General features: G+C 31.9%; 21 protein-coding genes and 3 pseudogenes. 10 read left to right on the forward strand and 14 right to left on the reverse strand.

What is annotated here, in order from left to right:
* Positions 1-589 precede the first annotated feature (589 nt).
* Positions 590-1,999, forward strand: coding sequence for a hypothetical protein (locus JBKA6_RS04800; protein ID WP_096686384.1), 1,410 nt, complete (start codon positions 590-592; stop codon positions 1,997-1,999).
* A gap of 82 nt (positions 2,000-2,081) precedes the next feature.
* Entirely contained in the window at positions 2,082-2,855 is a 774-nt protein-coding gene (locus JBKA6_RS04805; RefSeq protein ID WP_096686386.1) for a methyltransferase domain-containing protein, read from the forward strand.
* A 116-nt stretch (positions 2,856-2,971) separates the two neighbouring features.
* Here JBKA6_RS04805 and JBKA6_RS04810 read toward each other — a convergent pair.
* A pseudogene (locus JBKA6_RS04810) lies at positions 2,972-3,385 on the reverse strand (transposase); the annotation flags it as partial.
* A gap of 604 nt (positions 3,386-3,989) precedes the next feature.
* Between JBKA6_RS04810 and JBKA6_RS04815 the strand changes: the two are divergent.
* Both JBKA6_RS04815 and JBKA6_RS04820 read left to right on the forward strand, forming a co-directional pair.
* Complete coding sequence (locus JBKA6_RS04815) at positions 3,990-4,547, forward strand: L-threonylcarbamoyladenylate synthase (RefSeq protein WP_096686389.1); 558 nt, start codon at positions 3,990-3,992, stop codon at positions 4,545-4,547.
* A 14-nt stretch (positions 4,548-4,561) separates the two neighbouring features.
* On the forward strand, positions 4,562-5,992 hold the full coding sequence (locus JBKA6_RS04820; protein ID WP_096686391.1) for a CCA tRNA nucleotidyltransferase: 1,431 nt from the start codon (positions 4,562-4,564) through the stop codon (positions 5,990-5,992).
* 126 nt (positions 5,993-6,118) lie between these two features.
* On the opposite strand, the gene JBKA6_RS04825 is transcribed toward JBKA6_RS04820, so the two are convergent.
* From JBKA6_RS04825 to yaaA, 5 genes are all read right to left on the reverse strand, one after another.
* Positions 6,119-6,406 carry a F0F1 ATP synthase subunit epsilon gene (locus JBKA6_RS04825; protein ID WP_096686393.1) on the reverse strand — a complete coding sequence of 96 codons (288 nt, stop codon included), beginning with the start codon at positions 6,404-6,406 and terminating at the stop codon, positions 6,119-6,121.
* 3 nt (positions 6,407-6,409) lie between these two features.
* Complete coding sequence (atpD, locus tag JBKA6_RS04830) at positions 6,410-7,921, reverse strand: F0F1 ATP synthase subunit beta (protein WP_096686395.1); 1,512 nt, start codon at positions 7,919-7,921, stop codon at positions 6,410-6,412.
* Between the two features lie 69 nt (positions 7,922-7,990).
* Positions 7,991-8,275 (reverse strand): Asp-tRNA(Asn)/Glu-tRNA(Gln) amidotransferase subunit GatC, encoded by a 285-nt coding sequence (gene gatC, locus JBKA6_RS04835; RefSeq protein WP_096686397.1) that lies wholly within the window; start codon positions 8,273-8,275, stop codon positions 7,991-7,993.
* A gap of 7 nt (positions 8,276-8,282) precedes the next feature.
* Complete coding sequence (locus JBKA6_RS04840) at positions 8,283-8,987, reverse strand: lysophospholipid acyltransferase family protein (protein WP_096686399.1); 705 nt, start codon at positions 8,985-8,987, stop codon at positions 8,283-8,285.
* Positions 8,984-9,736 (reverse strand): peroxide stress protein YaaA, encoded by a 753-nt coding sequence (yaaA, locus tag JBKA6_RS04845; RefSeq protein ID WP_096686401.1) that lies wholly within the window; start codon positions 9,734-9,736, stop codon positions 8,984-8,986. Before yaaA ends, JBKA6_RS04840 begins: the two co-directional genes overlap by 4 nt.
* 108 nt (positions 9,737-9,844) lie before the next feature.
* Between yaaA and rfbC the strand changes: the two genes are divergently transcribed.
* The 4 genes and pseudogenes from rfbC (at position 9,845) to JBKA6_RS04865 (ending at position 12,378) form a co-directional block, all read left to right on the forward strand.
* Positions 9,845-10,399, forward strand: coding sequence for a dTDP-4-dehydrorhamnose 3,5-epimerase (gene rfbC, locus JBKA6_RS04850; RefSeq protein WP_096686403.1), 555 nt, complete (start codon positions 9,845-9,847; stop codon positions 10,397-10,399).
* Between the two features lie 175 nt (positions 10,400-10,574).
* Positions 10,575-11,423, forward strand: a complete 849-nt coding sequence (dptG, locus tag JBKA6_RS04855; RefSeq protein ID WP_096686405.1) for a DNA phosphorothioation-dependent restriction protein DptG — start codon at positions 10,575-10,577, stop codon at positions 11,421-11,423.
* A gap of 8 nt (positions 11,424-11,431) precedes the next feature.
* A pseudogene (locus tag JBKA6_RS04860) lies at positions 11,432-11,641 on the forward strand (transposase); the annotation flags it as partial.
* Positions 11,642-11,721: 80 nt separating this feature from the next.
* A complete protein-coding gene (locus JBKA6_RS04865; protein ID WP_096686409.1) occupies positions 11,722-12,378 on the forward strand; it encodes a hypothetical protein in 657 nt (218 codons plus the stop codon).
* Between the two features lie 146 nt (positions 12,379-12,524).
* On the opposite strand, the gene JBKA6_RS04870 is transcribed toward JBKA6_RS04865, so the two are convergent.
* From JBKA6_RS04870 to JBKA6_RS04905, 8 genes and pseudogenes are all read right to left on the reverse strand, one after another.
* Positions 12,525-12,818 (reverse strand): transposase, encoded by a 294-nt coding sequence (locus JBKA6_RS04870; protein WP_231952038.1) that lies wholly within the window; start codon positions 12,816-12,818, stop codon positions 12,525-12,527.
* Positions 12,819-13,016: 198 nt separating this feature from the next.
* Positions 13,017-13,208, reverse strand: coding sequence for a hypothetical protein (locus JBKA6_RS04875; protein ID WP_096686417.1), 192 nt, complete (start codon positions 13,206-13,208; stop codon positions 13,017-13,019).
* 79 nt (positions 13,209-13,287) lie between these two features.
* Positions 13,288-15,576, reverse strand: coding sequence for an AAA family ATPase (locus JBKA6_RS04880; RefSeq protein WP_096686419.1), 2,289 nt, complete (start codon positions 15,574-15,576; stop codon positions 13,288-13,290).
* 3 nt (positions 15,577-15,579) lie between these two features.
* Positions 15,580-16,017: pseudogene (locus JBKA6_RS04885) on the reverse strand (5-methylcytosine restriction system specificity protein McrC); the annotation flags it as partial.
* A gap of 68 nt (positions 16,018-16,085) precedes the next feature.
* A complete protein-coding gene (locus JBKA6_RS04890) occupies positions 16,086-18,497 on the reverse strand; it encodes an OmpA family protein (protein WP_096686423.1) in 2,412 nt (803 codons plus the stop codon).
* Between the two features lie 93 nt (positions 18,498-18,590).
* Complete coding sequence (locus tag JBKA6_RS04895) at positions 18,591-19,205, reverse strand: DUF4294 domain-containing protein (RefSeq protein ID WP_157776953.1); 615 nt, start codon at positions 19,203-19,205, stop codon at positions 18,591-18,593.
* Positions 19,206-19,450: 245 nt separating this feature from the next.
* Positions 19,451-20,368 (reverse strand): PfkB family carbohydrate kinase, encoded by a 918-nt coding sequence (locus JBKA6_RS04900; protein WP_096686427.1) that lies wholly within the window; start codon positions 20,366-20,368, stop codon positions 19,451-19,453.
* 3 nt (positions 20,369-20,371) lie between these two features.
* Positions 20,372-22,243 carry a M1 family metallopeptidase gene (locus tag JBKA6_RS04905; RefSeq protein WP_096686429.1) on the reverse strand — a complete coding sequence of 624 codons (1,872 nt, stop codon included), beginning with the start codon at positions 22,241-22,243 and terminating at the stop codon, positions 20,372-20,374.
* Between the two features lie 428 nt (positions 22,244-22,671).
* Between JBKA6_RS04905 and dnaB the strand changes: the two genes are divergently transcribed.
* Both dnaB and JBKA6_RS04915 read left to right on the forward strand, forming a co-directional pair.
* On the forward strand, positions 22,672-24,165 hold the full coding sequence (dnaB, locus tag JBKA6_RS04910; RefSeq protein ID WP_096686431.1) for a replicative DNA helicase: 1,494 nt from the start codon (positions 22,672-22,674) through the stop codon (positions 24,163-24,165).
* Positions 24,166-24,448: 283 nt separating this feature from the next.
* A complete protein-coding gene (locus JBKA6_RS04915) occupies positions 24,449-25,642 on the forward strand; it encodes a phosphoglycerate kinase (RefSeq protein WP_096686433.1) in 1,194 nt (397 codons plus the stop codon).
* Positions 25,643-25,853: the final 211 nt, after the last annotated feature.

Below are 25,853 nucleotides of genomic sequence, written 5' to 3' on the forward strand. Positions count from 1 at the left end.
TTAATAAATTGATTAGCAAAAACACTTGGAAAACTTTAATTAACTGAGTCTGATGAGGGACATACTAACTCTTGTTTTCGCTATTTTAAAATATTTACGAAACTATTTATTATTGAAAAGTTGACATGTTTTCTATAAACCTGAGTTCGATTAATAATTTACTTAATTAAAGCACTTAAAACCCTTTAATTAACTGAGATTAAAGAGGTTTGTGTTTGTGATAAATAGAATGTTTTAGTGCAAGAATTGTTAGATTTCGACTAAGTCGGCCTCATAAGCATACAAAAAGAGCCCAAAATTAAAGGGCTATTTCCTTAAATCCGAATAAAATCAAAGGATTTAAGCGTCTTTATTAATCGAACTCAGGTTTCAATATGATTACAACTTCAATTCTCTTTAACCGTAGTAAAATCAATGGATATAGGTATGATTAATATCTAACTTTCTTAAAAACTGTTTTTTTAGTTATTTATTTTTATTTAAACTTAATAAAAATAGATACATTTGTGCTTCATTTTTGCCTTTAATTTTCCTTCCTAATCGAGGAGAAGGTAACGAGACCAAAATTAAATTTTATAAATAAATGATCATGTATTCAAACTTTAGTAAACTCATTTTAGGAGTACTTCTTGTAAGTATTACATTTTCTTGCATAAAAGAAAAATATATTACCGATAAACCAACAGATAAAACAACCTCTAATAAGAGTTTAATAACTGAATTTAAACTGTTAGTTTCTCAAAACCCTGATAAAATAGGGAATACAGATGTAGTAGCACAAGAGGTAACTTTTGAAAATTCAAAATTTTATGTTCTGTTATTACCTCACGGACTTAATCCTGGAACTACAACTTTTATACCTAAGATTACTGTTTCTGAAGGTACTATATCACCTCCCACTGGGGAAGCTGTAGAATTAGCCAATATTGTTAAAAATGGTGCTGATATAGACATTCATAATTCAGGGCAAGAATACACCATTACAAGTAGAGATAAATCTGTACATAAATATAGAGTTATCGCTATTAGTGCTCCAAGCGGCATTGATGTTTCTAAAACTATTATTACAGCTAATACTTTGAAAGGCTTAGAATCTGAAGCTATTAATCCTGTTGTCAACGACTTAGATGAGACAATAGTATTTGGTTCATTGACGAATGCAGATCTGGAAAATAGTTTTTCTGAAGATTCTTTTAGTTTAGACATTTCTGTGGCTGTGACTACAACAAATAATAAACATCTGTCTATTGTCACCCCAACTACAGCTAATTTTAAAAAGAAAGGATTCTCTGATGAGGAATCACGTATTTATGAAGCTGATCTTCCTATCACTTACACAGTATACGGAAAGAAATTTATAAGAACATATAAGGCAACTATATATAGGGAAAATATTGTCTTTGCAAAAGTTAAGGCTACTAAACGCGTTTTTGATGAAGCTGTCGCTGAGGCTGCTGCTAAGAATGTTATTGCTAAAGCTGCTGCTGAGACTGCTAAGAACAGCGCAATTACAGCTAAAGAATTTACTGATACTATATTAGCTACTGCTACTGATATTAAGAAAAAATTCTGGTCATTTACTCCTCCTGCTATTATGATTGGTACGATTATCAGAAAGCTTACAAAGGTTTCTCAAGCTGCTTCTAGTGCTGCTGATCTTGCTAATACTTCTACTGAAGCTGTTAATGCCACTAATTCTGAAGCCGCTTTTGAGGCTGCTGAGGCTGCTGAGGCTGCTGCTAATGATGCCCTAGAAACTGTTAAATTTTTTAGAAATTCTCCAGCTTTTATTATCGCTAAGGGGATTATTGGCGATAAAGCTGAAACTAATTCTAATATGGTTATCACTGGTCTTACTTATATGTTTCCCGCTGCTAAGAATGATGCTAAAATTGCCGCTGATGCCTCTAAAGAGACTGCTAATGCTCTTAAAAAAGTTGATGATGCTAGAACTGCTTATGAAAGTGCAAAAGCTGATGCTGGGATTAACATTGAGTGAGTCTAAGATAATTAATAAACTACTGTTTTAAACAGCCTTTTCATAAACAAAAAAGATATTTTAATAATTATTTCAATACAAAATGACTGATACAATATCAGAATCTAGTCAAGGTCATTGGGTTCTGGCTAAGATGGGCAAAAGAGTTTTACGTCCTGGGGGAAAAGAACTAACACGATGGTTAATTGAAAATATAGATATTAATCCCAAGAGTTCGGTAGTAGAATTTGCTCCAGGATTAGGGTTGACAGCTCTATTAGCACTCGAATATAAACCTTCTATGTATACTGGGATAGAGATGATAGAAGATGTAGCCAACTCACTTGAAAAAAAGATTGGATCTTCCAATGTAAAAATTGTAATTGCCAATGCAAATAAAACATCTCTAAGTGATGAAGTTGCTACTCAAGTATATGGAGAAGCTATGTTAACTATGCAGTCTGATAACCAAAAATCAGATATTATAAAAGAGGCATACAGGATACTAAAAAAAGGTGGTCTATATGGTATTCACGAATTAGAATTAGTGCCTAATGAAATCCCAGATGACCATAAGAAGAAAATACGATTAGCTCTTTCAAAAGAGATTAAAGTAAATGCAAGACCATTGACAGAAAATGAGTGGGTAAATATACTTGTAAAAGAGGGCTTTAAAATCAAGAAAATTTATAGACAACCTATGCGATTGTTAGAAATTAGAAGAGTTATTGCTGATGAAGGTGTTTTTAATACTCTCAAGATACTAATAAACGTTCTATCTCATCCCTTGGAGAGGAAGAGAATTTTAGCAATGAGAAAACTATTTTTTAAGTATAAACCCCATATGAGTTCGATTTCTATCATAGCAGAGAAATAAATGGGAAATTTCAGAATCTATTATAGAGTTCGATTGATAAGTTGTGTTGAATAGTTATTTACTCGAGACTATCCTGAAAAGTGTGTAAATAGAAAATGACATTTTTTTGTTTTTATTCATAGTCGAACTCTTTTGTTAAGAATAGTTAAAAATTGATTCAAAATTATTTCCCAATTTGGTATGGGTTTGGGCCATTTTTTTTGTAGCCTCTCTCAGAGATAAGAAAATAGATTTTATAACAGCAGCATCAGTTGGGAATGACAATCTGTTTTTGGTATACTTTCTGATTTTTCCATTGAGGTTTTCAATCAAGTTGGTCGTGTAAATAATTTTCCTGATTTCTACGGGAAATTCATAAAAAGCAGATAATTCCTCCCAGTTATCTCGCCAGCTTTTAACAGCATAGGAATACTTGGATTTCCATGTCTTTGCAAAGTCATTTAGGGCTGGCCTCAGCTGATTGTTTTGTAGGGGAATTGTATATTGATTTCATATCATTTAGAAAACGTCTTTTTATCCTTCCATACTAACCCGAGTTTGATTAATAATTTGCTTACTTAAAACAATCAAAAGACTTGAATTAACAGCTATTAAAGAGATTTGTGTTTGTGATAAATAAAATGTTTTTGTGCAAAAAGTATCAAGTTTCCATTAAATCACCTCATAAGCATATAAAAGGACTCCAATAACCACACCAGTAATATCTTAAACTTCAATAAAATTAATAAATTAAAAAGGGCCAAGCGTTTTTATTAATCTAACTCAGGTTTCAAGCATGATTAAAGATCCATCAGAACTAATTTCTGATGATGAAAAATTTAACTCAACAGAAGTTTTCCTTATATAAAATAATGTATTTCTATTCCTCGTTTTTGAACTTTATCTAAAGTCGTTGTTTTTTAGTTAACCCTAATAAAATTAGCACTTTATGCCTAATATTGAAATATATCTGTGAATAATCTGGGTTAATTCTACAAGAGCTTTCCTATAAAAAGCACTAAACAGCTTTATCTTATTGGGGATAATTTTTTTACTTTTGCCCTTCAGTTTCAATTTTTTATAGTTAAATGCATTTTTCTCTTAATGATCACTGGGAGATGAGTGTTTTTGCTGTATAAAAAAGTTACACATTAAATGATAAAAGAATTATCTAAGACTGTAGAGGTATTGAAAAGAGGTGGAGTTGTTCTGTATCCTACAGACACTATTTGGGGTCTTGGTTGCGATGCTAAAAATGAAAGTGCTATAGACAGGATATATGATGTAAAAAAGAGGCTTTATGCTAAGAGCATGATCATATTAGTCAATAGCGAGCAAATGCTCAAAAAGATTGTAGATATCCCCAAAGCAGCTTTGGAAATCATAAATGATCGTAAAAAAATAGTAACCATTATATACGATAATCCAAGAGGGATACCTAAAAGCATTGTATCAAAAGACAATACTATTGCCATAAGACTAACTAGAAATACATTTTGTAATAGATTAATATCTATGTTAAACAGCCCAATAGTATCTACTTCTGCTAATATTAGTGGCTTTGCACATCCCAATAGTTTTAAAGATATAGATTCTGAGATTTTAAATCAGGTAGACTATTGTGTAAATTTATACAGAGATAATAAATGCATCAAGCCATCGTCTATTATAAGAGTATCTGAAAACGCTGAAATTAAAATAATAAGAGAATAGATTTTTATATAAATATGTACACCAAGGGCAGTAATAATTATACGATACTAGACAAACCTATCTTCAGGGTGATAAGTGATATAGCCGAAGAGATGAAAATGCCAACTTATGTCATAGGAGGGTTTGTAAGAGACTATGTTTTAAGACGAAACATTCCAAAAGATATAGATATTGTAACGGTAGGAAGTGGAATAAAATTAGCCAATATGGTAGCTGATAAATTACCTAATAAACCCAAGGTGAGAATTTTCAAAAATTTTGGCACGGCTATGATACAATCCGATGGTTTAGATATAGAATTTGTAGGAGCTAGGAAAGAATCGTATGATATAAACAGTAGAAAACCCTCAGTAGAGAGCGGTTGTTTGGAAGATGATCAAAACAGGAGAGACTTTACTATAAACGCTTTGGCCTTGAGTCTTAATAAACCAGATTTTGGCTTACTCATAGATCCATTTAATGGATTAGAAGATATAAGTGATAAAATCATAAAGACTCCTCTAGACCCAGATATCACTTATTCTGATGATCCTTTACGTATGATTAGAGCAATTAGATTTGCTACTCAGCTAAATTTTGAAATAGATGATGATTCTCTAGATTCTATAAGGAAGAATAAAAACAGAATATCTATTGTCTCTAAAGAGAGGATTTTAGATGAGCTCAGCAAGATATTAATGTCAAAAAAACCTTCAATAGGCTTTGAATTACTTTTTAGAGTAGGTCTTTTAGAGATACTAATTCCCGAATTGACCAATTTGCAAGGAGTAGAAAAAATAGAAGGACAATCTCATAAAGACAATATGTTTCACACTTTTGAAGTAGTCGATAATATATCTAGAAATACTGATAATATATGGTTGAGGTGGGCTGCTTTATTTCACGATATAGGCAAGGCTTCGACTAAAAAATTTGAAAATGGAAAATGGACTTTTCACAGTCATGAATTTATCGGATCTAAAATGGTTTATAAGTTGTTCAAGCGCTTAAAGATGCCTTTGAATGACAATATGAAATACGTACAAAAAATGGTACTGTTGAGTTCTCGTCCTATATCTATTTCTGAGAATAGCGTTACAGATTCTGCTATAAGACGTTTATTATTCGATGTCGGCGATGAGATAGATGATCTCATGACCCTTTGTGAAGCAGACATAACTACAAAGAATGTACACAAGTTGAACCTATATAGAAATAATTTTAAAGTTGTCAGAAATAAGATAAAAGAAGTTGAAGAGAGAGACAGGATAAGAAATTTCCAACCTCCTATATCTGGAGATACTCTTATGAAATTATTCGATTTAGAACCTTGTAAGGAGATAGGAATTATAAAAAGAGACGTAAGAGAGGCAATTCTAGAGGGAAAAATTCCCAATGAATACGAACCTTCATACCAGTTTGCATTAAAGAGAGGAATAGAAATAGGTTTAAAACCAAAAGTATAATGACACTATCCCTCCTTAAAGTGTGTAAATAAAAAATGACATATTTTTTTCGTTCCCACTAAATTATTAGTGGGCCAAATAAAATAGTCAATTGATTTGTCTGTAAACAGAAGTTATAATAAATTATTAGTTGAGTAAAACTGTTATTTTATTATTGTTTACATCTACAACACCTTTGTTTATTTTCAAAATAAAGGAGCCATTTTCCTCATTATAAGTCTCTATATCTCCTTTTGAGATCTTTTTGATTTTGTCTTTATCAGCTATGAGTTTTATAATCCCCTTTTCGAGAGTAGAAATAATAGGAGCGTGATTTTTCAAAATTTGAAACATCCCTTTAGACCCAGGCACAGTAACAGACCAAACCTCCCCACTGAAAATAATCTTATCAAGTGTAACAATATCTATATGCATTTCCTATTGTTCATTTAATAGCTTTTCTCCTTTTTCTATAGCTTCTTGAATGGTTCCAACTAAATTAAAAGCTGATTCAGGATATTTATCCATTTCCCCATCTAAAATCATATTAAAGCCTTTGATGGTATCTTTTATATCTACCAATGCCCCTTTTAAACCTGTGAATTGTTCTGCTACGTGGAATGGCTGAGATAAAAATCTCTGTACTCTCCTGGCTCTATGAACTACTAATTTATCTTCTTCAGATAATTCATCCATTCCTAGGATAGCTATTATATCTTGTAACTCTTTTAGTCTTTGTAAGATCTTTTTCACTCTTTGAGCACACTCATAATGTTCCTTTCCTACAGTTTCTTCATTTAGTATTCTAGAGGTAGAATCCAATGGATCCACAGCTGGGTAGATTCCTAATTCGGCAACTTTACGCGATAGTACTGTAGTGGCATCTAGATGAGAGAAAGTAGTGGCTGGCGCTGGGTCTGTCAAATCGTCAGCAGGAACATATACAGCTTGAACAGACGTTATAGATCCCTTTTTTGTGGATGTTATCCTCTCTTGCATAGCACCCATTTCCGTAGCCAATGTAGGCTGATATCCAACAGCTGAAGGCATACGTCCCAACAGGGCAGATACCTCAGATCCCGCTTGAGTGAACCTAAATATATTATCTATGAAAAACAGTACATTTCTACCTTGTTGACCATCGTCGAGGGTACCATCCCTGTAATATTCGGCTAAAGTAAGACCAGATAGAGCCACACGAGCTCTCGCTCCTGGAGGTTCATTCATCTGACCAAATACAAAAGCAGACTTAGATTCTTTTAAGAGTTCCTTATCTACTTTGGATAGATCCCAGTCTCCTTCTTTTAGAGATTTATCAAATTCTTCTCCATATTTCACAATTCCAGACTCTATCATCTCTCTCATAAGATCATTACCTTCACGAGTCCTTTCTCCAACACCAGCGAAAACGGAAAGTCCACCGTGTCCTTTTGCTATATTATTTATAAGTTCTTGAATAAGAACTGTCTTTCCTACACCTGCTCCCCCAAAAAGACCTATTTTTCCTCCCTTTGCATAAGGCTCTATCAGATCTATAACTTTAATACCAGTATACAGAACTTCAGAGGCAGTAGAGAGATCTTCAAACTTAGGAGCTGGTCTATGTATAGGTAAGCCATTGTCTTTTTTGATATCACCTAACCCATCTATGGCATCACCCACAACATTAAATAGACGGCCGTTTACCTCTTCGCCTATAGGCATTTTAATCGGCGCTCCTGTAGATAGAACACTCTGTCCTCTGCTGAATCCATCTGTAGATTCCATAGAAATGCACCTAACAGTATTTTCACCTATATGTTGCTGAACCTCTAAGATTACCTTGTCTCCATTGTCCTTTGTTATTTCAAGGGCGTCGTAGATTTTAGGCAGTCCGTTTTGACTTGTTTCAAAACTAACATCTACAACGGGACCTATTATTTGTGTTATCTTTCCGATATTATCTGCCATTTTTTTATTTTTTTTCGCTTAAGGCGCGCAAAGTTAATATTTTATATTAAAAATTCTATTTATCATTTATTACATAAATTTTGGTAACCTAAAGTAATTACCGTCTTTTTCAGGGGCATTTTTTAGAGCTTCTTCTTGATTTATCCAATCTCTTGGACTATCCTCTCTAAAAACATTAGTATTTTGATTTATATATACTAAAGGTTCGACGTTATCAGTGTTTACCTCATTTAAACAATCTATGAACGACACCATATTATTCAGATTATCTAACATGATTTGTTTCTCCTCTTCATTAAAATGCAATTTTGCTAGCTTGGCTAGCTTATCTATTTTGTCAATACTTACTTTCATTAGTTTCCTATTTAGGTTGTAATCGTTCTAATTCTCCTTTTATAAGGCAGAATATATCGTTTTTTAATTCCGTTCTGTCTGATCCTGTTCTAGGTTCGTAAATGTGTGCATTTAAAATTCCAGGGGATCCCTTTGACCATATAAAGGGGAACTTCTTTTTATTATCGGGAAATACAACTGGAACTATCATAGAGTTCGTCTCTACCGAAAGACTAAAAGCTCCATCTTTGAATCTATCTAAAAGGAGGTCATAATCATCTGGGATATGTCCCTCTGGAAATATGCATATGGATTTTCCATTCTTAATAGTTTCCATGGATTTCATATAGCTTTTTTTTCGGCTGTGCAATTTTTTTCTATCTACTAAAATCATTGTGCGTTTTGCCAATATCCCAAATATGGGCAGTTTCCCTAATTCTGCTTTTGCTATAAATAGAGTCTGTTTAGGATTTAGCAATAGAATCATGTATATATCCAATTCTGATGAATGATTAGAAACTATTATATACGGTTGGTCATCCTTTGGGAAAGCGCCATGTTTTCTCATTATAAATCCCATTAACATCAATATTAGGCGGGCCCAGCCTCTGGCTGTTCTAGCTAACAAAGGAGGATAAAATAGAGATATAAAACAGAAAGGAGCAGTAAAGATTGTAACAGTAATTGTAACTATCCAATACCAAATTCTCCACAAGAACCTAAATATTATCATCGGATAAAGACAATTTTCCTATCGTTGGATAAATTTTCATCAAAAGTATATCCATCTGTTTTAAACAACTTTATTTGTTCTATATCTTTTATTTGGTTTTCCCATGCGAATCTGACCATAAATCCTCTGGCCATCTTAGAATATATTGGGATGGTTTTTAATTTTCCGTTCTTTAATTCTTTGAATATTGGTGTGATAATTTTTCTCGACAAAATTTTACTATTTATTACTTTGAAGTACTCTTCACTCGCTAAATTGAGGATTATTTCTTCTTTATGAGTTAGATCTTTTATAAAACACGAAACTTTTTCTTGCCAAAAATCGTATAGATTTTTAAAGTTTTCTCCTGAAAGTTTAGTGCCCATCTCCAATCTATATGGATGAATCAAATCCAAAGGTTTTAAAATGCCATATAATCCAGATAGTATCAATAAATTTTCTTGTAAATAATCAATGGATTCTAATTGATATGGGTTGATGCTTTTAAAAACAGGACCGTTAAAAGTATATATAGCCTGTCTATGTGTTTCTTGAGAAAATGGAAATTCCCAACTGTGATTACGATCCCAATTTAACTCTGCTAATTCTTTGGAAATATTCATCAAACTAGATAAATCATCGACAGATTTTTTTTTGAGTATAGAATTTAGGACTGATGATTCTTTTTCGAAGAAAATATTTGAAAACTTTTTTATAGGCACAGAAGTCTCTGAATCCATGCTTTTAGCTGGAGAGATAATTATCTTCATAGTAAAGTTATCTCGTTATTAACGTCCATTTCAGTCCGCTAAATTAAATATTTTTGTTCAAAAAAAGACGTTCCCAAAAAACTTTGACATTAGGTTTAAAATTATAAAATGACAATTACAAATAATGACGGTTTGATTCTGTTAGAACATTCCCATGTATTTAGAGATGATAGAGGCTTGTTTACAGAAATTTACAATAAGAAAAAATTAAAAGATATAGGTCTAGAAGTAGACTTTGTCCAGGACAACTATTCAAAATCTAAAAGAGGGGTTTTGAGAGGATTGCATTTTCAATGTCCTAATCCTCAAGGAAAATTAATCAAAGTCATGAGAGGATCTATATTAGATGTCGTCGTGAACATGAAAAAAAGCAGTCCCTTTTTTGGGAAACACTATAAATTTTTACTATCCAAAGAAAATAACAGAATGTTATATATTCCCGAATATTTTGCTCATGGTTTTTTGTCATTACAAGACGATACAGAAGTATTGTATAAATGCACTGATTTTTATCAACCTCAAAACGAAAGAGGAATAATATGGAACGATTCTGATCTTTCTATAGATTGGAATTTAGAAAATAACAAATTAAATAATGAAGATTTAATTATATCTGAAAAAGATAAGGTGTTATCTCTCTTTAAGGATTCAATTTATTTCTAAAAAAAGCATATCCAAAGTGCCATCTAGTCATCAATGCCTTATTTTTTATTAAGGCTATATTGAAATTATTTTGTCTATTTTAGTTCAAGAGAATAAAGATGATATTGGCTGTTAATTAAGTTACTATTATTTTAACGAGCCTGATAGTGGTTATATTTTATAAAAATGCAAGAAAATGAAATACTTAATAAAGTCAATAAGTGTTGTACTCATAATGTTTATAATTGCTTTTGTTGCCAAGAGTTGCGCCGATAATCATAAAATCCCAAATCGTGAAGAACCAATAGGGATAGGATGTGCATTAGAAGAACCTGAATATTTTTATCATTTGAGCTTTGTATTATTAAATCTAGATTTTAATAGACAAGACAGTCTAACAGTAGAAATAAAAGCTGTAGATGGAATAAAAACAATTGGATCTTTTTTTTATCTCAGTAGAAATATAGGCACCTATTATAAAAACAGGCTGCATATAGTTTTCCTGCCCCATAATAATTATTCATCAAGAAGAATAATAGGCAAAAAAGAAGTCACAGATAGTTATTCCATAGATTCCGCAGAGAATTTTGTAGAGAATTCAAATAGCGTAGTAAAAGGCAAATTTATCGAGGTAAATGACTATATTAACAAACCCTTATGGGCAATATTTACAGATGATATCCATAAAATACATAACGGTCCCGATTGGGGTTTTAATGGTTATAAAGCAAAAGAAAACCGAAAATTAAGAGGTACAAAAAGAAAATTAAGTTTAAAAGTATTTAAAAATGATTCTGTTGTGATTTTTGATAAAAATTTCACGGTGAAAACAGAAAAAAACTTAGAGAAAACAATAGATAATTTAAAAACAGAAATATTTGAAATGCAAGGGGATAAAAAAGTTACAGTCGATGATAAAGTATTGGGTAATTCGGGGAAAAACTTAGAAGATTACTTTAATAGAAATCCAAAAGATATAGGGAGAGTCCTTAAAATTAATCATGATAAAATTATAACTCTGATGATATATTTACATAGTTTGTAATAGTGTCTATTTACACGACCAACTTGATTGAAAACCTCAATGGAAAAATCAGGAAGTATACCAAAAACAAATTGTCATTCCCAACTGATGATGCTGTTATGAAATCTACTTTTTTAGCTCTGAGGGAGGCTACAAAAAAATGGTCCAAACCCATACTGAATTGGGGAATAATCCTGAATCAATTTTTAACTATTTTTGACGAAAAATTTCGACTATGAATAAAAACAAAAAAATATGTCATTTTTTAGTTACACACTTTACGCGATAGTGTCTTTAATTTGGAAGTTTGAAAAAAAATATGGGTTTATTCGATTTTTTAAGAAAGTATAATGTTGTTACTGATGATGTTCTTGAAAAAGAAATTATGGGTTTATTTGATTTTTTAAGAGGAAAAAAGCATAATATTATTCCTGATGATGTTCTTGAAATAAGTTATAATAATTTAATTGCATCATTTATTGAAGGTAAACATTCAAGTTCATTTAATAGTAATGTATTATTAAAGAAAGGAGAAGTTTTAATTTTTGATATTCCAGGTATTTCATATTGTGAGGAAAAAAGTGTGAAAATAAAAGGTAATACTCGAGGTTTTTCAATTAGGTTAACGAAAGGAGTATCATATAATTTTGGACAGTTTGAAGGTGGTGTAGAACAAAAAGTAACCCAATTAGATAGTGGAATTTTAACATTAACTAGTAAAAGATTAATTTTCTCTGGTAGAGCTGAATCTATTGAATATTCACTTTCAAAAATTATTTCATTAAATCCATTAGATAATGGTATAATGATAAATAGAACGGGGAAAACGAAAACGGAATATTTTTTAAATACAACGAATTTGTCAGTTAATATTAAAATTACTCCTTATGAGAGAGAAGGTTTTAAAGAAGATACAATAGAATGGTCATTAAATGGTAATGAGTTTAAAAAAATAATCCAAAATTTAATCCAATAGAGGAAATGCAATAAAGTGATTTGAACGCAGTAAGTAAATCAGATAAAACAAAAAAAAGAAACCGTCTCATTAATGAAATGAAGCGGTTTTTTAATTTTTGGTATTTAGTACTACATTTTACTTTCCTTTTAAAAGGAAGGTCCTTTTTATGAGACCTTTTTTCGAAGATTGTGAGCCAAAGCATGTAATCCAAATTCTAATTCTGCTTTTTTAATCCCTTTATGTGTAAATCTCTTGAAGTTTCGGTTTGATTTGATATGTCCGAAGACGGGTTCTACATCTGATGTTCTTTTTTTACGTCTATTTTGACCTTCATTACTCTTGAGCCTATTACGCATTATATTCTTGTGCCTTTCAAGATGATGGTTGCGTTCTATCTTTCTATTGTACTTTGATTTATGGCAAAGCCCTCGTAACCTGAGTTCGATTAATAAAATCACTTGAATCCTTTAAATTTATTGGGATTTAAGAGGTTTCTAGTGTAGTTATTGGAATCTTTTTCGATGCTTTTGAGACCGATTTAGTCGAATCAATTTTTAACTATTTTTAACGAAAAATTTCGACTATGAATAAAAACAAAAAAATATGTCATTTTTTATTTACACACTTTAAGGGATAGTGTCAAAATATGTCATTTCTTATTTATACACTTTAAGGGATAGTGTCTCTTCATCGTATCTCATCTCATCCTTGAGTCTATCCATCACTGCGAAGACATCATTTCTTCCCAACTTTCCACAAACAATCTCCCAGTCAATGACATCTTCTTTTTCAAGCGATTCCATTTGATTTAAAAGTTTTTTTGCTACTTCAGCACCAAAATTATCCACGTTTTCGATTACAGACTTTGCGGATGAATAAGCTATTAAGTATTCGTATACTGTTTTTACTTCTTAAATCTGAAATGAATTAATTTTCTTCAATTTTCTTTTTACAATACTCTATTTGACCAGGGAACTGAGAATTGATATGTTCGGTTATTGTCTTGCAAACTTCAACATAATCTTCCTCAGTAATGGGGGCTTGTTCAGTTCTCCAACCACCATGAGACAAATCATTAATCAAAGTGTATGATTTTTTATCTTTTGGCAAATTATCATTGATATAATTAGCTATACTTTCATCCGAAATATCAACCTTGTCAAATCTCGTCAGTGTTTCTATTATGTGACGAATTGAGTTACCAGTAGTGTGTGTTGGCAAAGATTTCTTACTTGCTATTGAGTAAACGTCCATCAGATGATGAATATATGGCACTGTTAAGCTTGAATTAAAATCCTTAAGCTTATTATTTCGAAGTAAAAGCTTTTTATCAATGATTTTACTAGTAATTAAAATTCGCATAAAATCATTATTGTGAGTAAAAATAATAAAACGTTCATGGTTGATTTTATCCAGAAACTTTTTTACATTACGAATAACCTCGCATAATTTGTAAACGTGATAGAAATCCATACTTGATATCGGGTCATCAATTATCAAAAACAAATTCTTATACTCATCCTCCTTAGATATCTTCAAGTGGGAGTCTCCCATATAGTAAGCAAATGCAACTATGTTTTTCTCGCCTTCGCTCAAAACATCCTTTGCTTGGTTCTTTTCAAGTAGGTTTTTATTGAAAATGAGTCTAAAAGTATTTTCGTCAAGCTGATATTTATCTGCGAAAAAACACTTCAATACTGTGCGGATTGTATCTGCAACCTGGGTTCGCTTACTGATCTTTTGCTTCTCTTTGTTTTTGGTTATTTCTGAATTCAACTTAGTCCAATCGTTCTTCAATTTCAGTACATTCTCCAAACTCTCCTTATGAGTACTAGCCAATTCACGGAAGGCACTCTTACACATATTTTTTCTAGTATCCTTACTCTCTTTACCTATTTCATCCTTCTTCTTATTTATAGTTGTGATTTTCTCATTGTTATCCTTGATAACGCCATTTAATTTTAACAATTCCTCTTTCAGTTTGGTTAAATATTCATTCTCAACTATCACAGGTTTATTAATTCCCGATATTTTCTTCTTGTTATTCTCAATCAACACACCCATTAAGTCCAAAAGAGATGAATTTTTGAAAGATTCAAGAGAAACTTCTTCCATTGATGGTATATATTTCTCCTTATAATTATTAAATTTTAAAATCCGCTTATTGTTCTCGTTCTCAATATTTGTAAGAGTATTAATGTATTCAGTCAATTGCTCATTGTATTGGGAGAACATTTTAATAGTTTTTGCCTCGCTATCGTTTAAATACGTTGTATAGTCATCAATTAATTTTAATGCTTCGCTTTCCAGGTCTTGTTCGCAAAATGGACACCTTTTGTTGGAATCAGGGTCGTTAAGCAATTTCATACCGCCTTCAATAAAGCCTTGTTTTCCTTTTAATTTTAGTTTAAAATCCTCTGCAAGAGTACTGAGTGAGAATTCTTCAGAATTTTTTTGAACTATAGTCTTAATTAAATCGACATCAATCTTCATTTCGTCAACCATATCGATGTTTTCGAGGGTATCTGGAACAGATTTAATTTTATCGTAATCAATTTTATATTCATCAAACGATTTCTCTACCTTGTGACTGTCTGAATTAAATTCTTTGAGAATAGTATCGTAATTAAGTATTCGATACTCTGTAAGCCGCGTAATATCCTTTATTGGGGCTATTTTTTCGGAAATATAACTGCTAATACTATTCCTAAGTTCATCAGCAATTGCGTTACTTTCTTTCTCAATTGCATTTAACTTTTCCTCTTCATCATGAAGATTGATATTAGCTTCCCCCAGTATAAACCCATCAATCTGTCCATCTTTATCAAAATCTTTAGAACTGATATTCTGCTCTACGTAGTCTTGATTAAAAGTATGGTACAAGTAGTTAGTATTTGAGATTTCAGGTTTCTCTCCTCTTTTTAATTCAATTGAAAAATCTTCAACGGTTTCACCTTTGTTATTCGTAATAGAGAATGAAAACTGGGAACTGTTTGAACCTATTGAAATAATTTTATCTGTTTGAGAGTGATCATCTTCACCTAATTCGGCTGTTTTAATTTGCTCAGTCAATCTAAAGAGCCTGCTAAGAAATGTTTTTCCGCTGCCATTATTTGCGAATACTCCAATCTTCATAGAACCAGAATTAATAGTTCCGCTTAATTCAGATAGTGGAGCAACATTTTTACAATTAATTTTAGTGACTATTTTACCCATTGTTTAGTTATTATAATTCTCTATCAATTTGTGTAGCACATCTGACCCGATATTCATATTCAAGGAATTTGAATCATTCAGAACGTTGACAAACCCTATTTTACATTGGTTTTCATCTGGGTTTGTCCTCCCTTTCCAATATCTACCAAAGATTTCCTCAATATTTACGGAGTTTGGGTATAACAACATACTTTTATTTGCACCCCAATAAAGGTTGTAGGCATACATTTGTTTTAAATCATCATCGCTAGGTTTTGGATTACTAGCATCTAATACCTTCCACTTAGTATCAACCACATAGGTCTCAGACTTTCCGCCTTGTTGATGTACTATGATTAGGTCTGGTCTAATGGTTCTATTTTCCCAAAATTTCTGTTTGTTTTGGAAACTAACTTTGATGCCAGGTTGCTTGGTCCTAACTAACATTCTGTAGATGTACTCTTCCCATGTGTCTTTACATACTTTAAGGGATAGTGTCGATAGTTTCTCAAATAAATAGAAATATCTAACTACTCTTTGATCTTTATTAACAGCCCATTTTTTAAATCTTTATCTTCTATGTCTGGATTTAGATTTCTGAGTTTATCTTCGGTGATATTTAAACTTACAGATATCCTCTGCCAAGATATATCTCTACGCTGTAGCCTATAATTTTTCTCATCAAAGTCTGTATAATCAGCCGTCAGACTAACTTTTAATTTTAACCCTACAAAAGTCCTGAGAGCACTCAGCCCGCCATTTAATTTTTTTAGCTCTGCAACAGAAATATTGAATTTATCTGCAACAGATCTTAAATTCTCCTCTTCACTACTTAAAGTGTAATATAAAATATCTTCAGGCTTTTCTTTAAACTCTACCTCAGATGTATCGATCTTTACAGTATCTATAGCAAAAGCAGCTGTGGCTGTGTTGTCTTTATCATAAGTCGATAAATCTTCTATCCTTATTTTTCCCAAAACCTTAAAATCAGTTCTCCTATTGTACTGACGTGCCTCTTGCTCCTTTTCTCTGTCTAGTTTTTTTATAAAATCTTCTGTTAAAACAGTTTTATAATCAAATGAACTTTCATTATTTTTAGGTATTACAAAGGGTTCTGTCTCACCCATACCCTTATAACTCAACCTTCTTTTCTCCACACCTTTGGAAACTAAATATTCTACACACTTTTTAGCCCTTTGATCTGATAATCTAATATTATCTTCATGAGATCCAATATGATCAGTATGAGATCGTAATTCTATTACTAATAGGTGATTTTCCATTAAAACATCCACTAGAGAATTTAATTCTCTCTTAGAATCTTCTCTCAATTCAGAACTGTTGAAATCGTATTCTATACGGGGTAATACTATAGGTCTATTTATAGGATCTAAAAATATATTTATATCTGTAGAATGTACGTATTCATTTCCCAATAAATTAAATTCCAAATCACTAATTCCTAAAGTTGAAAAACTCCAAGTTTTTGTCAAGTAATTATCTGCTTCAAAGGTGAGTTTATAATTAGTTTGTGCCTTTACAATTTCCTTATTAAAGTTGTAAACTCCCTTTATATCTGTCATAGAAAAATTTACATCTCCATAGAGTTCCTCTAATTTTACTTTCACATTATCTAAGACCTCTCCAGTTTTTTTATCTAAAACTAATCCTTTTAGGAGGTGAAACTTGGGTAAAGGAATGTATTTGTATATATTGTCAGCACCTTCTCTATTAGAAGCAAAAAATCCCCATGTATTGTCCTTTGAAAAAGTTATGGAAAAATCATCTGCAGATGAATTTATATTAGATTCTAAATGTTCTACTTCTGTAAAAACATCGTTTGTAAGCACGGCTTTGTATATGTCAAAGCCACCAAATCCAGGTCTTCCATCCGAAGAGAAATACAAATCTCCGTTCTTATCTACCGATGGATAGTATTCATCTTTATCCGTATTGATTAATCCTCCTAAATTTCTGACGTTACCCCATTCGTCAGTTAAAGGGTCATGAGTGATTTTGAAAATATCCTTGCCTCCTATGGATCCTTTTGTATCTGATGAAAAATAAAGTGTTTTACCATCTTTTGAAATAGTAGGATGCCCCGCGACCCAAACCGAATCTGGAGAGAACACCAACTTTTTTTCACTCCAAATGCCATCGTTATAAACTCTAGAATAGATACCACACTTGTCATTTTCTTCATAAGGAACACACTCGGTATAATAAATAGTTTTAGTCTCCTGGTTCCAACTCGTGACACCTTCGTGAAATTCAGTGTTTATATTATCCCCTATGGAGACGGGGATGGTCCATATAGAGTTATCATCTCTTCCTCTTCTGCTCATATAAATATCCGAATAACTATTGCCCTCTCTTTGATCTACTTTATTCCCTATGGAATTTAACCTAGAAGAACTAAAAAATAATTCTCTATCATTTATCAAATGAGGAGCAAAATCCGAATAATCAGAATTTAACTCCGCAATTTTTTCAACTGTATATTTTGGAGCTTTACCCTTTTGCTCTAAAATCAAATCTATAGAGAGAGACAGCCTCTTTATCTCTTCTTTATCTGATTTTGCATCGCTTGTGTCTAAACCTTGAACAATATCTTTAGCAGAATCTACATTGCCTACTCTTAGCAGAGCTTTAGCATAACTTTTTCTTATATCTAAATCATTAACTCCCGATGAGATTAACCTTTGAAAAATTCCAATGGCTTCCATATAATTGCCATTGTGAAAGTAACACAGACCTATAGTGTAAAGTATTTTATTTTTTATATGGGTGTCTTTCTCTTTCAAGAAAGCCTTTTTCAACACAGAAGAAGCTTGGTGATAAGCCCTATTATTGAATAATTCAAAAGCCTGTTGTGTGATGCTATTTTGTGCAACACAAACCCTTGTTAAACAGAATATAAAACATAGGAATCTAATTTTCATCTTAGATTTTAGATATTACATTCAGTGTTTTAGATTCAAATCATAAAATCGAGATTAAAAACCTTTAAACACTGATATTATTTCGTTTAACTATCATTTTTGTATGATAACCCTGTCATCTATTATACTCACATTATCAAAATAATTTTCGGCAAAAGCTTTTTTGAGTATAAATTCTATCATAGTATCTTCGCTGTCTGAAGAGGGATCGTATTCCTTTTTGAGAGATATATTGAAAACATATATTGTGGAATTCCATAAAAATGCAGTTATATCGCCCTTAAATTTTGATACGATATCGTAGACAGTGCTTCCAGATTCTCTAAATATGAGTTTACATAAAATCTGTCCTTCCGTCTGAGTCATATTCTTTAAATCTTCAACTAGTTTTGACTGAAAATACTCTCTCACTATCTCTACATATTTGTTTCTAGCTTTGGGAGATTTTATCTTTTCAAGACGTTTTTCCATCTTTTTTACCCTATCGGAAACTAATTTAGCATAAGGATATACCTTTAAAACCTTTTTTTTTAAAATTAAATACTTTCTAAACTCGGCATTAGAGTCAAATTTAGGATCAGCATATAATACTACCTCTTTTAAATTAAAAGAGGGGATAGAATCTAATTCTTTATCTGATTTGTCTAATCTCAATGAATCCGACTCTAAATCCGAATTGACGGGTACAGAATCTCTTTCCTGTGCCACTAAATTAGTACCCAACAAAAGACAAGCTAAAAAATATAAAATATGCAACTCTAAATTATTATTTTATTGAAAAAACAAAAGACATTAATAAACAATTTAAAAAAAACTATATCTATATTGATATAGTAAATATATTCGTAAAACTACGGATTGTTAACTGACAAATTAGACAATACAATCATCACCTTTACATCTTTTTGTTTAAATTTTTCAGGATAGGTACTAATTTAAAATATTTATTAGCTCTAGTTTATATCTACTTTTGATAGATTTATAAAATCTTGTAATCTATCTGAGATATCTTTTTTAGAGAGATATTCTAATCTCTTTGTGCCCATCTCTTCAATACAAAAAGAAGCCATAACCGAACCATATATAAGAGCTCTCTTCATATTTTCGAAACTACAATCTCCAGTTTTAGCTAAATACCCCATAAAGCCACCTGCAAAAGAATCTCCTGCTCCTGTAGGGTCATTAACTATATCTAATGGAATAGCAGGTCCGTAAAACATTTTATCTTCTCCAAACATAATCGCTCCGTGTTCTCCTTTTTTTATTATCAAGACCTTAGGGCCCATCTCTAATATCTTACGAGATGCCAATTTTAAAGAGTACTCGCCAGATAATTGCCTGGCTTCTTGATCATTTATGGTTAGAACATCCACTTCTTTAAGAACATTTAATAACTCATCTAAAGCGGAATCCATCCAGAAATTCATAGTATCTAAAGCCACTATTTTTGGTCTCTTATTCAACTGTTTGAGTACGCTTAACTGTGTAGAGGGATGAAGATTTCCTAACATGAGAAAATCTACTTCTTTATCCTTATCACTCAAAACTGGAGAAAAATTACTCAACACATTTAATTCAGTATTTATAGTATCCCTAACATTCATGTCCTGACTGTATCTCCCTGACCAAAAAAAAGTCTTATCATCTTTTTTTATCTCTATCCCACTAATGTCTATGTTGTGATCTTTCAAAAGATCTAAACACTCATCTTCAAAATCATTGCCGACTATAGAAATAATACCTACCGACTCATCTAAATAAGAAGCTGATAGAGCAATATATGTGCCCGCACCCCCTAGTATTTTATCTGTCTTTCCAAATGGAGTCTCTATTGCGTCGTAGGCTACTGTTCCAAGCACTAATAATTTCATGTTTTAATTACCTTTAATTGTTATTTTCTCGTCTTTTATAGGAAAGATATTGTCTTTTCTATTTATATCTGCCATAATGTTTTCAGAATCTATAACTACTGATTTTATATTTTTAAAAGGAGTATTTACAGTAAAAGTATACAGAGGATGTGTCCACGGCCAATCTTTTAAAAGTGTCCTTTTCATATTAGTCTCATTAGGCTTTTCTCCTCTCATCATACTTATAGGAATATAAAACAACTCCTTTTGCCCATCGTTATATGTAACTACTAAATCTATAGGCATAGGCATTTTTCCTATTTTTTCTAACGTTATTTCTGTTGTATTCTCCTTAGTTGGAAGCACTGTCTTAACAGAGTAATCAATAGTATGTGTGGTATTTATCCAATAATTTAAATACCAACCCAAATGTATATCAGAGATTTTTTCTGCTATTCTCTTAAGGTCGTTATAATCAGGATGTTTAAACTTCCATTTAGAGAAATACTCTTTCATTGTATTATCAAAATTTTGTTTTCCTATGATGTACTTTAGTTGAACCAAAAATATCTGTCCCTTTATATAACTCCCTATTCCATAAGCGTAGTTAGTAGAAAAATGATCTGCATGAATACTCAAAGGCTCTTCTTTACCACTTTTGACTATATCAAAATAAGATTGAAATGTTTTTTCAAAAATGCTATCAGATGTCTTATTCTCGATTATTCTGTTTAACATTACAGTAGTAGCATAGGAAGTGAAACCTTCATCCATCCAAGCGTATTTGCCTTCATCAGTGGCTAAGACACCGTGAAACCACGAGTGTGCAGCTTCGTGCATTATTACTCTGGCTAAACTCTTAAATTTTCTATTTCCAGTAATGAGAGTGCACATAGGATATTCCATTCCTCCATCACCACCTTGTATAATTGTATACTTAGAATAGGGATAAGCGCCAAACTCTTTTTTCATCTCTTGAAAAAATTTCACAGTAAGGGGCTGAACCTTTTTCCAATTATCCAAAAATTTAGGATTGTTTTTATATATGAAGTGAACTAATGGTCCCTCTGGAACCTGTACTTTATCGTGTAGGTAATCGGTATCTGCAGCCCATGCAAAGTCGTGAACATCAGTCGCTCTAAAATGCCAAGTATTTCTCTTATCTCGAGTTACTTTAGTGCCTTTTTTTTCGTACCCATGACCTATCTTTTCTGGATTTAAAAGGATTCCAGTGCTTCCTATAAGATATTCTTTATCAATGGTTATTTTAACGTCAAAATCACCCCATACACCGTGAAATTCCCTGCCTACATAACTGTCTGTATTCCATCGGTTTTTATCGTATTCAGCCATTTTAGGATACCACTGTGTCATAGATAATTTAACACCTTCTGCACTATTTCTTCCTGTTCTCCTCAATTGAATGGGTATTTGAGCTTTAAATTCCATCTCAAAAATAGAGCTGGAATTTGGAGATATAGGCTTGTTTAACACTACCTCTAATATCGTTCCCTCTACTTTATAATCTAGATTTACTCCATCTTGTTTTAAAGAGTTTATCATTTGATAACCTATTTCATCTTCTTTTAACCCTAAGATTTTATTAGAAATTCTCTCATCGGGATCTTCCAAAAGTCTAGATCTAACATCCATCATGCTCTCAGGCTTGAAAGCATTGTAATACAAATGATAAAACACTTTTCTTAAAGTATCTGGAGAGTTGTTGTAATAAGTGAGTTGCTGTTTGCCTAAAAAAGTATTATCGTCAGTGTTTATATCTATTTCCATAACATAAGAAACCTTCTGCTGCCAATAACAGGTTTGGCTAGAACTCCTAAACCAGGAAAATGATAAGGCCATAAATAGAAGTATCCCATTGAATAATGATAGTTTCATTTTGTGAATAATTTTACAGTTTATAAAGAGGAAAATAATTTTCAAATGCAACCCCATAACCATCCAGCTGTGATAGATCAAATAAAATAGTCACAAAGAATTCTAATTTTACTCGATAATTCATATGTAGTCAAATGATAGAAGCCAAAATATCAGACAAAAGTAATTTTTTTTATTTCAAATAAAACAAATGCTTATTCCTTTACATTGGTGTCCAACTACTTTTATAACTGATTGATAACAAGTAATTACAAAATGTAAATTCATTAGAATATTACACTCTTTAGATTGACAATTATGTTTAAGTTAAAAAAATGAGAAGCTATTTTTTCAAAATATGCAAAAAGTGTTGATTAATAGTTCATATTATATACTGTGATAACCAAATTGTATGCTTTAATTTTGAAGGTCAAATTTCGAGTAAAATTATGTCCACACTTACCTCTTCATCACAGAAAAATAAATCTAGCAAAGATTTAAATAATAAGTTAACAGATCTTTTGCTGTTGCAAAAAGGGAGAGTCCCGCCCCAATCTATAGAATTAGAAAAAAGGGTAATAGGAGCTCTATTGACTGATAATAAAGGAGTGGACGATGTAATAGATGTGTTAGAGTATAAACACTTTTATAATGAAAGTCATCAAAAGGTTTTTAAATCTATATACTCCCTATTTAATGAATCAAAAAAGATAGACGTATACACTGTATCAGAAAAACTCAAATCTACTGGAGAGTTAGAAGATATAGGCGGTGATTTTTATTTAATAGAATTATCTCAATCTGTTTTTTCTTCGGCTCATATAAAAGATCACTGTCAGATACTTTTAGACAAGTATATCAAAAGGGAGATGATCAGCATAGCCAACGCCGTATTAAAAGAAGCTTATGACGACACTATAGACCCTTTTGATTTGCTGAATAATGCTGAATCCAAAATATTTGATGTTACCAATATCAGTTCAAAAAAAGGTCCAGAGGACATAGGTATTTTAGTTAGTCAAATTTCAAAAAATATCAAAGAGAAAAAAGGAGATATGAGCGGATGCTACACTGGGTTTGAAGGAATAGATATCATAACCTCTGGTTGGCAACCTTCTGATTTGATCATCGTAGCCGCTCGTCCTGGTATGGGTAAGACATCTTTTATAGTTTCCATGGCTAGGAGTATGGCTGTAGATTGGAAAATACCTGTGGCTATTTTTTCTTTGGAGATGTCGGCAGCTCAAATAGGAACTCGTCTAGTTTCTAGCGAAACGGAATTACCTTATGAAAAATTGATAAAGGGAAACTTAAGGGGTGATGAAATAGAACAATTAGACTCAAAAGTCCATCCTTTGGAAATATCTCCCATATTCATAGATGAAACTCCATCTATTTCCGTATTCGATTTGAGGGCCAAGTGTAGAAAATTGATTCGTCAAAATGGTGTGAAAATAGTCATGATAGATTATTTACAGCTTATGACCATAGGCAATAGCTCTAAAACAGGAAATAGAGAACAAGAGATATCTATGATTTCTAGAAGTTTAAAATCCATAGCCAAAGAATTGAATATACCTATTATAGCTGTTTCTCAATTGTCTAGAGCTGTGGAAACACGAGGCGGAAGCAAGCGACCTCTTTTATCAGATTTAAGGGAATCTGGAGCTATAGAGCAAGATGCAGATATAGTTTCATTTATCTACAGACCTGAGTATTATGGAATAGAAGAGTGGGAAGATGGAACTCCTTGCAGGGGACAAGCCGAATTTATATTAGAAAAACACAGAAATGGTAGAACAGGTAGAATCAAGCTTAAATTCAGTGCTGGAAATACTAAATTCGAAAATATGGAAGTCGCTTCCCGTTCTAATATCAATAAGAATATTATGGAAAAATCTAATTTTATGATAAATGGCAAAGACGGTAATGATATGTTTTAAAACAGAATACAATTATTAAGTCAAACAATAAACCTAAGTAAAATGTAAAAAAAGCTGCCTGAGAAAAAAAAACTCAGGTGATTTCTGCATGATAACGCCATATAAAAAGACATTATAGTGTAAAATACTAAGGGTTTTAACCTAAAGTCACGATCTGTGACTATGATACCACTGAAGTATTTTTGAAGTATTTTAATTTAGTTGATAATCTTTTTACAAAGTACATTGATTTTGAAAAAATCTTCAATAATTTCGCTTTGTTATTACAGTTATTAGATTTTCAATGAATACAATAGATACAGTTAATTTTAACGACAAAAAAGTACTTATAAGAGTAGATTTCAACGTGCCTTTAGATAATAATTCTAGGGTTACAGATAACAGTAGGATTAAGTCTTCCATACCCACTATAAAAAAGGTGTTATCAGATAATGGATCTGTGATTATTATGTCTCATTTAGGTAGACCAAAAGGAGTAGAAGATAAACTGTCTTTACATCATATTTTACCTTGTTTGGAACAAGAGTTAGGGATGAAGGTCTTATTTTCTAATAATTGTATAGGATGTGAGGCAAAGGAGAAATCTTCGTTATTAAAAGGTGGTCAGGTTTTACTTTTAGAAAATTTAAGGTTTCACAAAGGTGAAGAAGCAGGAGATTTGTCATTTGCTAAAGAACTAGCTGATTTAGCTGATGTTTATATAAATGATGCCTTTGGAGCTATTCATAGAGCGCACGCGTCTGTTACGACTATAGTTCAGTTTTTCGATGCGAATAAATACTTTGGATACCTTGTAGAGAGAGAGATACATAGTTTAGAAAAAGTTTTGAAGACAGGAGAAAAGCCTATTACTGCTATAATAGGAGGCGCTAAGATTTCTACTAAGATGCCTATAATAAACAAGATGTTAGACACTGTAGACAATTTGATTATAGGAGGAGGGATGACCTATACATTTTGGAAAGCCCAAGGTGGTCAAATAGGTGAATCTATATATGAGCAAGAGAATCTAAGTATTGCTTTAGATGTTATAGAAGCTGCAAAGGAGAAAAATGTAAAACTATATTTACCTGTTGATTCTGTAATAGCTGATAGTTTTTCTAATCAAGCGAATACTAAAATTGCCAATACAGGTGAAATAGAAGACACTTGGCAAGGTTTGGATATAGGCCCAAAGAGTATAGAATTGTTTAAAGAGGTTATAATTAACTCTAAGACAATACTTTGGAACGGTCCTGTAGGGGTTTTTGAATTTGAAAAATTTTCTGTAGGAACAGACACTTTGAGTGAAATCATAGTGAATGCTACAAAAAACGGAGCTTTTTCTTTAATTGGAGGGGGCGATTCTATAGCGTCTGTGAAAAAAAATGGTCATGAAAATAACATGAGTTATATATCAACTGGTGGAGGAGCTATGTTAGAATTTTTGGAGGGTAAAAAGTTGCCAGGTATAAAGGCTATGTTAGATGGTGTTTAATTTGACACTGTCCTAAAAAATGTGTAAACAAGGATTCTGGTTGTTATTTTTCTATCGAAAAATCCACCGCCTAAGTATTTCTTTTTCTAAAGGTTTCTTTAGGAAAATGTGAGTTTATAGGTATTAAAATAGGAGTGCAAAATCATCCCTATTTGCAATAGTCACAGCTGTTTTAGCTGCCTTTTGAATAAAGGCTCTGCTTAGGAATTTA

The sequence above is a fragment of the Ichthyobacterium seriolicida genome (assembly GCF_002369955.1).
Taxonomy (GTDB): Bacteria; Bacteroidota; Bacteroidia; order Flavobacteriales; family Ichthyobacteriaceae; genus Ichthyobacterium; species Ichthyobacterium seriolicida.

Excerpts from the sequence above, each read along its gene's own strand:
- JBKA6_RS04900 (WP_096686427.1), bottom strand. The coding sequence starts at position 20,368 with ATGAAATTATTAGTGCTTGGAACAGTAGCCTACGACGCAATAGAGACT.
- JBKA6_RS04805 (WP_096686386.1), top strand. The coding sequence starts at position 2,082 with ATGACTGATACAATATCAGAATCTAGTCAAGGTCATTGGGTTCTGGCT.
- dptG (WP_096686405.1), top strand. The coding sequence starts at position 10,575 with ATGAAATACTTAATAAAGTCAATAAGTGTTGTACTCATAATGTTTATA.
- gatC (WP_096686397.1), bottom strand. The coding sequence starts at position 8,275 with ATGAAAGTAAGTATTGACAAAATAGATAAGCTAGCCAAGCTAGCAAAA.
- yaaA (WP_096686401.1), bottom strand. The coding sequence starts at position 9,736 with ATGAAGATAATTATCTCTCCAGCTAAAAGCATGGATTCAGAGACTTCT.
- JBKA6_RS04880 (WP_096686419.1), bottom strand. The coding sequence starts at position 15,576 with ATGGGTAAAATAGTCACTAAAATTAATTGTAAAAATGTTGCTCCACTA.
- JBKA6_RS04820 (WP_096686391.1), top strand. The coding sequence starts at position 4,562 with ATGTACACCAAGGGCAGTAATAATTATACGATACTAGACAAACCTATC.
- JBKA6_RS04840 (WP_096686399.1), bottom strand. The coding sequence starts at position 8,987 with ATGATAATATTTAGGTTCTTGTGGAGAATTTGGTATTGGATAGTTACA.
- JBKA6_RS04915 (WP_096686433.1), top strand. The coding sequence starts at position 24,449 with ATGAATACAATAGATACAGTTAATTTTAACGACAAAAAAGTACTTATA.
- JBKA6_RS04890 (WP_096686423.1), bottom strand. The coding sequence starts at position 18,497 with ATGAAAATTAGATTCCTATGTTTTATATTCTGTTTAACAAGGGTTTGT.
- dnaB (WP_096686431.1), top strand. The coding sequence starts at position 22,672 with ATGTCCACACTTACCTCTTCATCACAGAAAAATAAATCTAGCAAAGAT.
- JBKA6_RS04815 (WP_096686389.1), top strand. The coding sequence starts at position 3,990 with ATGATAAAAGAATTATCTAAGACTGTAGAGGTATTGAAAAGAGGTGGA.
- atpD (WP_096686395.1), bottom strand. The coding sequence starts at position 7,921 with ATGGCAGATAATATCGGAAAGATAACACAAATAATAGGTCCCGTTGTA.
- JBKA6_RS04905 (WP_096686429.1), bottom strand. The coding sequence starts at position 22,243 with ATGAAACTATCATTATTCAATGGGATACTTCTATTTATGGCCTTATCA.
- JBKA6_RS04825 (WP_096686393.1), bottom strand. The coding sequence starts at position 6,406 with ATGCATATAGATATTGTTACACTTGATAAGATTATTTTCAGTGGGGAG.
- JBKA6_RS04865 (WP_096686409.1), top strand. The coding sequence starts at position 11,722 with ATGGGTTTATTCGATTTTTTAAGAAAGTATAATGTTGTTACTGATGAT.
- rfbC (WP_096686403.1), top strand. The coding sequence starts at position 9,845 with ATGACAATTACAAATAATGACGGTTTGATTCTGTTAGAACATTCCCAT.
- JBKA6_RS04800 (WP_096686384.1), top strand. The coding sequence starts at position 590 with ATGTATTCAAACTTTAGTAAACTCATTTTAGGAGTACTTCTTGTAAGT.